The following is an 11444-nucleotide window of genomic DNA, read 5'->3' as shown; positions in this document are numbered from 1 at the left end:
CCGGATGCCGCACGAACAGCCCTCAGCGAAAGGTAACGGGCAGGGAAAAGCCGTAGCTTGCCTCGGTCAGTCCGTCGGGGGCGGCCGGAAACCGCCCCGCGCCGCGCACGGCCTGCAACGCGGCCTGATCCAGCCCGGGGTTGCCCGAGGATTGCGCGATACCAACGCCCGTCAACTGGCCGGCGGGCGTAATCGTCAGGCGCAGAACGGCGCGCCCGGTGTCGCGCACGCGCGGGCGGGCACGCTCGATCCGGCGTTGGATCTGCGCGCCCCAGCGGGCCATCAGGCTCTGGCGTTCGCCAGCAGACAGGCTGGGCTGCGGCGTCGGTTGCGGGTTTGCGCCGGCCACGGACCCGCCGCCATCGCCAGCGGCCTGGCGCTGTGGTGCCGGTGCGGAAGGCGGGGTTGGAGCAGGGGCTTGAGGTCTCTGTACCGCCGGTTCGGGTCGTGTATCGGGGCGGATTTCGGGCCGGGGCGATCTCGTTACGGCCAGCTGAGAGCTGGGCGGCGGCGGTGTCATCCGGTCGACCCGAGGCGGCGCCGACATCTGCGGTGGCGCAAACCGGGGCTGCGCCATTTGCGGGCGTGGATCCGTGCTTGGTGCAAGATCTGGCGCCGCGTCGGGCAGGGTTGGCATGAAGGTCGGGCGCGGCGCGGTCTGGGCCTGAATGCGTGTGGGGGCCGGTTCTGCTTGCGGCAGGGCGGCCGGCGCGCTTTCGGCCGTTGGCCGCGCGGGCGCGGTCGGAACGGGGCGGGGCACCGGGGCCTCGGCGCTGGGGCGCGCCGTCTGCAGCGCCGCGAGCCGGGGCGGGGCAGTGCCGTGGGGGTCGTGACATCGGGGGGGGATTGCCACTGTTCCAGAAGGGCGGCGACGCTGTCGGGGCTGGCTTGCAAATGCGCCATATCCTGCCCCCCCGCGCCCGGCCCGCCGCCGCCCCCGGGGTCGGACAGATGCAGCGCGAGACCCGCGTGCAACCCTGCGGACAGGATCAGAAAGCTGCCGATCTCGATCATCCGCCTCATGGCTGCACCGTGATCAGGCGCACATCCCGGACACCGATTTGCGACAGACGCGGCAGAAGGGCCGCAAGATCGGCCGCCGCAAGCGTCGCGTCTGCCTGAATGGCAAGGGTGTCGCGCGGACCGATGGCGGCAAACACCGCGTCACCACGGGCATCGCCGAACGCCATGCGCCCGTCGCCCGCGATATAGAGCGTGTCTGGCCCGCGGTCGCCCGGTGTGCCCGCGGCCAGGGCCGGGTCGAGCGCGAAGGGCGGAGGCGGCGTCAGGCTGGCGGTCATCAGAAAGAAGATCAACAAAAGGAACACGATGTTGATCATCGGTACGATGGCCCGATCCTGGGTGCCGCGTCGCGGTCGGGGTGCGGCGAAGTTCATGGCGCCTCCGCCAAGATCAGAGACGAAAACCCAGCCGCACGCAATTGCGCCATGACGTCGAGCAAGCGCTGCAGCGTCACCTCGTCATCCGGCATCAGGATCACCGGATCGTCGCGGGATTGGACCAGCGGCTCAAGCATGTCGGACAGGTCGGGCAACGCGGCGGGCACCCCGTTCAACCGAATGCCGTCGGCCGCGATCTGCACAAGGCGCGGTGGCCCTTGCCAGTCGGCCGTCGCCGCACCGGGGGACGCGGGGGACAGGGCGATTTCGGTTTCCACCCCGAACCGCGCCGCCAGCATGAAAAACACCAGCAGCAGAAAGACGACGTCGATCATGGGCGTCAGGCTGGGCCGCCGCCGGACGCGGGGGGATGCGAAGGAAAAACTCATGACACAGCCGCGTGCGGGCCGCGGATGAAGATGCGGGTGGCGTCATCCTCCATCTCGGCCTGAATGCGATCGGCGACCGCGTCGAACCAGGTCAGCGCCATGGAGGCCGGGATGGCAACGCCCATGCCGGCCGCTGTGGTCAGAAGGGCCTCCCAGATACCGCCGGCCAGCGTTGCCGGGTCGGCCTGAATGCCGGCCTCTTGCAGGGCCTGAAACGCGGCGATCATGCCAAGCACCGTGCCCAGCAGCCCCAGCAGGGGCGCAATCGTCACGATCAGATCCAGCGGGCGCAGGCCCATGCGCATCTGCCCCAGCAGGGCGCGGGCCTGACGGGCGGTTTCCTCGCGCGCGGCTGCCTCGGTGAGGCTTGCGTCGCTGCAGGCGGCCATTGCGGCGTGGGCCAGCCGTGCCCGCACAGCGCGCCGCCCGTCCAGACGGGCCAGGGCATCGGTCGCCCGGCCAGACTGCCACAGGGCGATGGCGTCGGCCGTGATCCGTTCGCCCGACCAGGCCCCCGACAGGGACAGCCGCCAGAGTTTCCAGAGGATCAATGCCACCGTCGCAACCGACAGCGCGGCAATGATCCACAAGACGACGCCACCATTTGCGATCAGGTCGGTCATGTCAGCCACTCCGCGTCTCTAGCTGCCCCTGCAGGGCTTCGGTCTCCATCCAGTCGCGCACACCGCGCGCGACGGCCGCGTACACAGCGCGTCCGAGGGCCTCGCCCACCTCGGTATGCAGGCCGGCATGGGCAATGTCACCCTCGGGACAGGCCAGAACGATACAATCGGTTCCGGTTCCGGTGGCCCGGCCTGTCTTCAACTCGGGGCCGTGGTCGAGGATGGCCGCGGTGCGGGCCTGTGTGACGATCGACAACGCTTCGAACATCGCGACATCCGACAGCGGCGCATCGGTTGCGGCCAGCAGGTTCACCGTTCCGCAAGGCTGTGGCACGACCGGCCGCCTGTGCCCGACCCGTTCGGCATTGCCAAGCCCGACAGTGGCGAGGCAACTGGCCTGTGTCAGGCCCGAATCCGCATGTTCGAGACAATAACGCCCGATATCGCGCGAGGTCAGCATGCCGATATCGCCGCCCGAGTTCCTGGCCTGCATCTCGGTGGACAGCCATGAGATCGCGTCGAAATCACGGGTCAGATCGGCGTTGCGCACCTCGCGCCACAGGATGTGCCGGGCGCGGACCAGACCGGGGTTGTGCGGGGCCCAGCTCAGGCAGCGCATGGCACGCGCGAGCGTGGCGGTCAGCCACGGGCGGTCGAGCCGGACCGAGATCATCGCAACACCTCGAGCGGCTGAAAAATCATGCCATCGGGCCCCTCGGTCAGATGCGCGGAAATGCCAAAGACGTCGTGCAGGTTCTTCGGCGTCAGAACGATGCGCGGCGTCCCATCGGCCACGATCCGGCCCTGATGCATCAGGATCAGCCGCGAACAATGGCGCGCCGCCAAGCCCAGATCGTGCAGTGATACGAGGACGGATTTCCCCTGTCTCGCGATCCGGGCAAACAGGTCCATCGTGGCGATCTGATGCGCCGGGTCCAGCCCGGCAATCGGTTCGTCCGCCACGATCAGCGGACAATCCTGCGCCAGTGTGCGCGCGATCAGCACACGCGCCTGTTCGCCGCCGGACAGATCGGTGGCGGGGCGGGTTTCGAACCCGACCAGCCCCATATCGGCGATGGCCTCGGCCACCGCGGCATGATCGCGTTCGCTGGGTCTCTGGCCCCCGGCCAGATGGGGGACACGCCCCAGCATGACGAGGGTTTCGACCGCGATGGGCCATGCGATTTCGCGGGCTTGCGGCATCCAGGCGGCGGCGCGGGCGCGATCGGCTGGCGACAGCTGCGCAAGCGACGAGGTTCCGGAATGGGAAATCAGGCCCAAGGCGCCCCGGAACAGGGTCGTTTTCCCGGCACCGTTCGGGCCGATCAACCCCACCACCTCGCCACGATCGACCGACAGGCTGACCCCATTGACCACCGGGCAGGGCCCGCGTTTCACCGTCAGTTGGTCTAGCGCGAGAAGGGTCATGCCATTCTCCGCCGTGTCTTGTAGATCAGGTGCAGGAAGAGCGGCGCGCCGATGATCGCCATCAGAACCCCCAGTTTGAGGTCCCTCTCCGGCAGGACAAGGCGCACCGCGATGTCGGCCGTCAGCACCATGGCCGCCCCCCCGAGGGCCGAGGCCGACAGCAGGCGGCCGGGCCGTGCGCCGACCAGCGGGCGCAGCAGATGCGGCACCACAAGGCCAACGAAGCCGATGGCGCCCGCCACGGCGGTGGCCGCGCCGACACTAGCGGCCGTGCCGACGACCAGCATCAGGCGCAGGCGGCGCAGGTTGATGCCGAGCGCTTGCGCGGCGTCCTCGCCAAGGGTCAGGGCGTCCAGCCCGCGTCCCGTCAGGGCCAACAGCACCCAGCCCACCGCCATGAAGGGCAGGGCGATCCAGACATGCGCAAACGACCGGTCGGCCAGCGAGCCCAGCATCCAGAAGACCGTTTCACTGACGGCGAAGGGGTTGGGGGAGAGGTTCAGCGCCAGCGAGGTCAAGGCCCCGGCCAGCGCGGAAATCGCGATCCCGGCGAGGATCAGGGTGATCGACCCGCCCCGTGGCCCGGCCAGCAGCAGGATGAGCAGAACCGCGACCATCGCCCCGGTCAGCGCCGCAAAGGGCAGGGCGAGCGCAAATAACGCCGCAAATCCGGTTTGCAGCGCGATCACCGCGCCCAGTGCGGCCGAGCCCGACACGCCGATCAGCCCCGGTTCGGCCAGCGGGTTGCGAAGATATCCCTGAAGCGCGGCCCCAGACAGGCCCAGCGAGACGCCCACCATCACCGCCAGAATGGCGCGCGGCAGGCGGATTTCGCGCATCACGAGGGTCACGGCGTCGCCTTGTCCCGCGACAAGCGCCCTGAGCGAGTCGCCCGGCCCGAACCCCGCCGGACCGATCAGCAGCGACAGCACGAACAGGACCGCGACCAGGGCCATGAGCGCCGAAATCAGGGCAGAGTGCGTCATTCCCCGCCCTCCATCGCGCGGCGGATCACGGTCAGATCGACCAGCGCATCGATGACATGGGGCGTGCCACAGACCCAGTCGGGGCCGCTCACCGTACCCCGGCCAGCGGCAATCAGGGCCTGTAGCGCCGGATGGCGCAGGATCTCCTCCGAGCGGGACGCCCCGGCATAGGGGGTACTGCCGATCACGAGGTCGGGTTGGGCAATCGCCAGAAGCTCCAGCGCCAGACGCCCCGAGGCGCTGCGCCCCAACTCGTCGGCGATATGGGTAAAGCCCGCAGTGGTCAGAATGTCATGCGACAGCGTCTCGGTGCCGACGGTATATCCGTTGGGATAATAGAAGGCGGCACGCGGGCCGCCCGGTTCTGCGGTCAATCGGGCCAGATTCGTCTCGAAAGTGGCGATCAGGCTCTCGGCCCGGTCCATCTGATCTAGATGGCCGGCCACCTCTCGCAGGCGGTCGGGAATGTCGATCAGGCTTTGCGCGACCTGGATCTGTTCGACCCGGATGCCGAGATTGCGCAGCATGGCGACCGTGGCGGGGTCGGAATAGACACCGGCCAAGACCAGATCGGGGTTCAGAAGATAGATTTCCTCGGCGCCGCCATGGTTGCGCGGATAGCCCGCCGCCCGATCCGACATGGGCGAGATCAGCGGGTCGGTCGCGATCGCGCTGACCGAGATCAGTTGCCCCGGCGCGGCCAGCAGCATGGCGAACTGATCGGTGCACAGGTTCATGGAAACGACGCGGGCGGGGGCATCCGCCCATATCGATGTGGTGGCGGAGAGGGTCACCCCCACTGCCACCAGAAGATGCTTCAGCCGATCAGAAGCGCGAGCGCAGGCCAATGTAGAATGCCCTGTCGCTGGTGCCGTAGCCGGTTGCGGTCTGATACTCTTCGTCAAAGATGTTCTCGATCCGCAGGTAGATCTCGGCCTCTTCGGTGATACCGTAGCCGATCTGTCCATTGGCGAGAACATAGTCGTCCATCGGGGCCGGATCGACGCGATCCGCGACATTTTGCAGGCTGAAGCTGCCCGACCAATTGGGCCCGAACTCGCCCGCGATCCCCAGCGTGGTATCGTGGCGCGGCACCCGCCGCAGGCGTGCCCCCGTCTGATCCTCGGCCTCGGTGTAGGTGTAGTTGGCGAAGGCTGTCACCGCATCGCTCAGCATGTAATCGGCGGTCAGTTCGACGCCCTGCGTCGTGCTGGTGCCAGGTACCTGGTTATAGCCGCCGCCAGAGAACCTGATCAGGTCGTCGATTTCGGTGTAGAACACGGTCGCGCCCAGCGTCAGGTCACCGAATTCCCGCTCGATGCCCAACTCGATGCTGCGGCTCTGTTCCGGTTCGAGGTCAGGATTGCCGAAGAACCCGGAATACAGCTCGAACAGAGACGGCGCGCGAAACCCCGTTGCGATCGATCCGCGCACCACCGTGCCTTCGGCAGGGCGCCAAGCCGCCGCGATCCGGCCCGTGGCCTGCCCGCCGAAAATGGAGTGTTCGTCATAGCGCAGCGAGGTCGAGAGGTCGAAATCGCTGCCGAACGCCGCGACATATTCGGCAAAAACCGCAGCCGTCTCGACATCGCCCGAATCAGCACCGGCTTCGAAGTCTTCCTCGGTCACATCGATGCCGAATGTCAGCGTATCGGCCTGGCGCACGCTGGCCGTGCCGAGATAGGACAGGGTCACGCGGTCGCCGCGAAAGTCCTCGGTGAAGCCGCCGGGATAATACCGCTCGGTGCGCGACCCGCTGGCCGCGATTTCATGCTCGATGCCAAACGCATCGAAATTGGCATAGGCGCGCAGGCCATAGCGTTCGTCTTCCTGCTCGTCTTGCGTGTCCGCCAGCGTGAAGGCCGGGGCGGGGAACCCGTCGATCTCGCTGAAGCTGTCGATGTAGAAGGCGCTGAACCCCAGTGTCAGCGCGTCGGTGGCGTCGTATTCACCCGTCAGCATCAGGGTGGTGGACTGGTGACCATCCTCTTCGGAATTGCCATCATTCTCGTCGGCCGCCGAGAATCCTTCGGTCACAAGCTCGGTCGCCGAGAAGGACAGCGTCCCGCGTTCGAAGCGCGCCCCGATGCCGAGGCTTGCCAGATACGTCTCGTAGCTGCCGGCCTCGAGGCTGATGGTCACCTCGGTCCCGAGGTCCTCGGGCGCGAGATCGGTGGTGATGTTCACCACCCCGCCGATGGCCTCGGATCCATAGATCGCCCCCTGAGAGCCACGGAGGATCTCGACGCGCGTGGCCGCTGCGCCCGTGAGAACGCCGAAATCGAAACCCATCTGGGCCGAGGACGGATCGGTCACGTCGATGCCGTTCAGGAAAACGGGAATGTAGTCGCTATCGAGGCCCCGGATCCGCACCGTGGTCGCGGTGCCGACCGGGCCGTTCTGGCTGACGCTCAGGCCCGGAACCGTCGCCAGCGTGTTCGACAACTGGATGTCGCCGGCATAACGCAAGTCCTCGGTCGTCAGCACATCGACCGTCACGCCGGTGCGGTCTTCCTCGATCTCGGTCAGGCCGGCCGAGAAGATGATCTCGTCCAGTTGGAAAAGGGTTTCCTGCGCCAGCGCCGGATTCGCGGCAACCAGCGCGCAGACGGCCGTCATGGCCAATCGTTTCGTCATGTGTAGTCCTCCATCGATACCGGCCCCCGGTACTCGGACGTTTTCGATATGTGTCGTTGGAGGCATGTCCCCCGCAGACGGTGCAGTTACGTCACCACTACGGAAGGGTCCGTTGCCCGCTGCGCCACCCGCGCAAGGACAGGGTGATCGCTTTGGCAGGTCTCCTGACTTCGCGGGTCTGGGCGTGGATCGGGCCTTCCCGGGTTGCCCCAGTGGCATATGCCGATCACGCTCACCGCTTACAGTTGCGGGGGCAGTTGCGGAATTTCACCGCATTCCCTTTTCACCGGACGGTTGTGCCGCCCGGACCAAAGCGTCCCTTCGATACGACTGTCAGATTTTTTTGACAAGCGTTTGGATCGCCGCAAGCGACACATGCTGTGCAAATGCAACAGGCGCTTGGGTCAGCCGGGTTCGCCCCAGCCACCGCCGCCGGGTGTCAGCATCTCGATCGCGTCGCCGATCTGCAGCTCGGCCCGCGCGTTCCCGGCAAGGTCCTCGTGCCGCCCATCGCGCCGCAGGACACGGTTTTCCCCGACGGCCCCATCGCCGCCGCCCGCCCGGCCCGGCACGGATACCTTGCGATGCGACGACAGGATGGTGACGGTCATCGGTTCAAGAAACCGAAGGGTTCGGTGCATCCCCTCGCCGCCCCGCCAGGCGCCCGCGCCGCCCGATCCACGCCGATGCGCCATGCGCTCGACCCGCACGGGGAACCGTGTTTCCAACACCTCGGGATCGGTCGCGCGGGTGTTGGTCATATGGACCTGTACGCAGGACGCCCCGTCAAAACCCGGCCCGGCCCCGGCGCCGCCCGCGATGGTTTCGTAATTCTGGATGCGGTCGTTGCCCCAGACGAAGTTGTTCATCGTGCCCTGGCTGCCGGCGATCACGCCCAGCGCGCCATACAGGCATTCGGTGATGGCCTGGCTGACCTCGGTATTGCCGGCGATCACGGCGGCGGGGTGGACGGGGTTGATCATGCTGCCTTCGGGCAGGACGGTCCGCAGAGGTTTCAGACACCCCTCGTTGAGCGGGATGTCGCGCCCCACAAGCGTACGGAACACATACAGCACCGCCGCCGTCGCAATGGCCTTGGGCGCATTGTAGTTATTGCGATGCTGAGGCGAGGTTCCCGTGAAATCGATCACCGCGCGCCCTGCGCCCTGATCCACGGTGATCTTCACATGGATCGCGCTGCCATCATCCAGCGGATAGGTGCAACTGCCATCCTTGAGCGATCCGATCACGCGGCGCACGCTGGCCTCGGCATTGTCTTGCACATGGCGCATATAGGCCAGAACAGTCTCTAACCCAAAGGTATCGATCATCGACCGTACCTCGCGCATGCCGGTGGCATTGGCGGCGATCTGCGCCTCGAGATCGGCCATGTTATCGTCGATATTGCGGCACGGATACCGCCCCGAGGCCAGTAGCGCGCGAGTGTCTTCGGCACGAAAGCGGCCCGCCTCGACCAGCTTGAAATTGTCGATCACGACGCCTTCTTCCTCGATCCGGGTGGAATCGGGTGGGGCGGAGCCGGGGGTTTTGCCCCCGATATCGGCGTGGTGGCCACGGCTGCCGACCCAGAACAGGATCGTTGTGTCATCCGTGTCGAACACGGGCGTTATGACCGTCACATCGGGCAGGTGGGTGCCGCCGTTGAACGGCGCATTCAGCATGAAGGCATCACCGGGCACGATCGCGCCGGCGTTCAGGCGCGCGACCGTGCGCACCGCATCCGACATCGAGCCCAGATGCACGGGAACATGCGGCGCGTTCGCAACCAGATTGCCGGTCGCATCGAACAGCGCGCACGAGAAATCGAGCCGTTCCTTGATGTTCACGGAATAGGCCGTGTTTTGCAGCGTCGCGCCCATCTGCTCGGCGATATTCATGAACAGGTTATTGAACACCTCCAGCATCACGGGGTCGGCCTCGGTTCCCAAGGCGCGTTCGGTTTCTTTCTTTTCCCTGCGCTCCAGGATCATGTTCCCCAGCGCGTCGATGCGACCCTGCCAGCCGGGCTCGATCATGGTCGTGCCGGTGTCTTCGCTGACGACAGCAGGCCCCGATATTCTTGCCCCCACTGGCAGTGCGTCGCGGGCGTAGAGGGGCGTCTGCAGGGTTTCGCCAGACAGATGAACCGACAACAAATCCAAGGGCGCTGGCGCTTGGGTGGCGTCGGGCACGGGGGCATCTGGCGCGTCGGTTGTTCCAATGGCTTCGACTTCGAGCATTTCGAACACGATGTCGCGTCCGGCTGCGGTGAACCCGTATCGCCCATGATGCGCCGCCTCGAAGCCCTCGATCAGGGTCTCTTTCGGGCCGAACGGCACGGCCAGCGATTGGTGCGAGCCTGCATAGCGCAAATGCGCCCGCTGCTCGACATGGATGCGGTCGGGCGCGATCCCTTGTGCCGCCACTTCGCGCGCTGCGTCCTGCGCCAGCTCCTCCAGTCTCTGTTGTGCATGATTGAGACGATCCAGCCCTGCGTCGAACTGTGTCTCGCGCAGCGCGCGGATATCGGCCAATCCCATTCCATAGGCGGACAGGACCCCGGCATAGGGGTGCAGGATCACGGTCGTCATCCCGAGGGCATCGGCCACAAGGCAGGCATGTTGTCCGCCAGCACCGCCGAAACTCGCCAGCGCGTATTTCGTCACGTCATAGCCGCGCTGCACACTGATTTTCTTGATGGCGTTGGCCATGTTCTCGACCGCGATGCGCAAGAACCCTTCGGCGACATCCTCGGGAGAGCGGCCCTCGCCGATCTCGGCGGCAAGCGCTGCGAACTTCTCGTGGACCACGGCGGCGTCGAGCGGTTGATCGGCCTTTGGCCCGAACACGGCGGGGAAATGCGCGGGTGACAGCTTGCCCAGCATCACGTTGCAATCTGTCACGGTCAGGGGCCCGCCACGCCGATAACAGGCCGGGCCGGGATCGGCGCCGGCGCTTTCGGGGCCCACCTGCAACCGACCATCGCGATAGGACAGGATAGATCCGCCCCCGGCCGCGACCGTGTGGATATGCATCATCGGGGCGCGCATGCGCACGCCGGCGACCTCGGTCTCGAAGCTGCGTTCGTACTTGCCGGCGAAATGGCACACGTCGGTCGAGGTGCCGCCCATGTCGAAGCCGATCAGCTTGTCGAATCCGGCCGCTTGGCCCGTGCGCACCATGCCCACGACACCCCCCGCCGGCCCCGACAGGATCGCGTCGCGCCCCTGGAACAGCCGCGCATCGGTCAGCCCGCCGTTGGATTGCATGAAGAACAGGTGCTCGCACCCGCCCCGGCCGAGGTCCAGCGCATCGGCCACCTGATCGACATAGCGGCGCAGGATCGGCGACAGGTAGGCGTCGACGACCGCCGTGTCGCCACGACCCACCAGCTTGATCAGCCGGCTGGCCTCGTGACTGGGGGTGATCTGGGTAAACCCGACCTCGCGCGCGATGTCGGCGGTGCGGGCCTCGTGCGCCGGATTCAGATAGGAGTGCAGATAGGCAATGGCGACAGACCGAATGCCCGTCGCATGGGCGCGGGTCAGCGCGTCGCGCACTGCGTCTTCGTCCAGCGGGGTGAGAGGGTCGCCCGCGGCATCCAGCCGCTCGGGGATCTCTGCGACATCTTCATAGAGCAGTTCGGGCAGCCGCACGTTCAGGTCGAACAGTCGGGGCCGGGCCTGCGTGCCGATCCGCAAAAGGTCGCGGAACCCTTCGGTCACGAGCAGCAGCACGCGCGCGCCCTTACGCTCCAGCAGGGCATTGGTGGCCACCGTGGTTCCCATCTTGACCGCTTCGATCGGGGCATCCGACCCGGCCATCAACCGCCGGATCCCTTCGACGGCGGCATCGGCATAGTGTTCGGGGTTCTCGCTCAGCAATTTGGTGGTGACGAGCGTGCCATCCGGACGCCGCCCGACCAGATCGGTGAAGGTGCCGCCGCGATCGACCCAGAATTGCCATTTGCTCATGATCCGC

10 protein-coding genes and 1 riboswitch are annotated in these 11444 nt (G+C 66.6%); all 10 genes read right to left on the bottom strand.

Features of this window, described 5'->3' with window-relative positions:
- Nucleotides 1-22: 22 nt before the first annotated feature.
- Nucleotides 23-349: an energy transducer TonB family protein gene (locus ROSELON_RS18400; protein ID WP_198020789.1), complete on the bottom strand. Its 327-nt coding sequence runs from the start codon at nt 347-349 to the stop codon at nt 23-25.
- Between the two features lie 670 nt (nt 350-1019).
- Nucleotides 1020-1397: an ExbD/TolR family protein gene (locus ROSELON_RS04735; RefSeq protein ID WP_025311281.1), complete on the bottom strand. Its 378-nt coding sequence runs from the start codon at nt 1395-1397 to the stop codon at nt 1020-1022.
- Complete coding sequence (locus tag ROSELON_RS04730) at nt 1394-1789, bottom strand: ExbD/TolR family protein (RefSeq protein WP_025311280.1); 396 nt, start codon at nt 1787-1789, stop codon at nt 1394-1396. Before ROSELON_RS04730 ends, ROSELON_RS04735 begins: the two co-directional genes overlap by 4 nt.
- On the bottom strand, nt 1786-2412 hold the full coding sequence (locus tag ROSELON_RS04725) for a MotA/TolQ/ExbB proton channel family protein (RefSeq protein WP_025311279.1): 627 nt from the start codon (nt 2410-2412) through the stop codon (nt 1786-1788). The genes ROSELON_RS04730 and ROSELON_RS04725 overlap by 4 nt, the downstream gene beginning before the upstream one ends.
- A 1-nt stretch (nt 2413) precedes the next feature.
- On the bottom strand, nt 2414-3085 hold the full coding sequence (locus ROSELON_RS04720) for an adenosylcobinamide amidohydrolase (protein ID WP_025311278.1): 672 nt from the start codon (nt 3083-3085) through the stop codon (nt 2414-2416).
- On the bottom strand, nt 3082-3840 hold the full coding sequence (locus tag ROSELON_RS04715) for an ABC transporter ATP-binding protein (protein WP_025311277.1): 759 nt from the start codon (nt 3838-3840) through the stop codon (nt 3082-3084). Before ROSELON_RS04715 ends, ROSELON_RS04720 begins: the two co-directional genes overlap by 4 nt.
- On the bottom strand, nt 3837-4826 hold the full coding sequence (locus ROSELON_RS04710) for a FecCD family ABC transporter permease (protein WP_025311276.1): 990 nt from the start codon (nt 4824-4826) through the stop codon (nt 3837-3839). Before ROSELON_RS04710 ends, ROSELON_RS04715 begins: the two co-directional genes overlap by 4 nt.
- A complete protein-coding gene (locus ROSELON_RS04705; RefSeq protein WP_198020817.1) occupies nt 4823-5563 on the bottom strand; it encodes an ABC transporter substrate-binding protein in 741 nt (246 codons plus the stop codon). Before ROSELON_RS04705 ends, ROSELON_RS04710 begins: the two co-directional genes overlap by 4 nt.
- Before the next feature lie 88 nt (nt 5564-5651).
- Nucleotides 5652-7463, bottom strand: a complete 1812-nt coding sequence (locus tag ROSELON_RS04700; RefSeq protein ID WP_025311274.1) for a TonB-dependent receptor plug domain-containing protein — start codon at nt 7461-7463, stop codon at nt 5652-5654.
- 137 nt (nt 7464-7600) lie between these two features.
- Nucleotides 7601-7791: riboswitch (cobalamin riboswitch) on the bottom strand.
- Between the two features lie 76 nt (nt 7792-7867).
- Complete coding sequence (locus ROSELON_RS04695; protein ID WP_025311273.1) at nt 7868-11437, bottom strand: hydantoinase B/oxoprolinase family protein; 3570 nt, start codon at nt 11435-11437, stop codon at nt 7868-7870.
- Between the last annotated feature and the right edge of the window lie 7 nt (nt 11438-11444).

The organism is Roseibacterium elongatum DSM 19469, assembly GCF_000590925.1.
GTDB lineage: Bacteria > Pseudomonadota > Alphaproteobacteria > Rhodobacterales > Rhodobacteraceae > Roseibacterium > Roseibacterium elongatum.
Note: the sequence above shows the minus strand (reverse complement) of the source record. Positions and strands in the feature narration are given on the sequence as shown.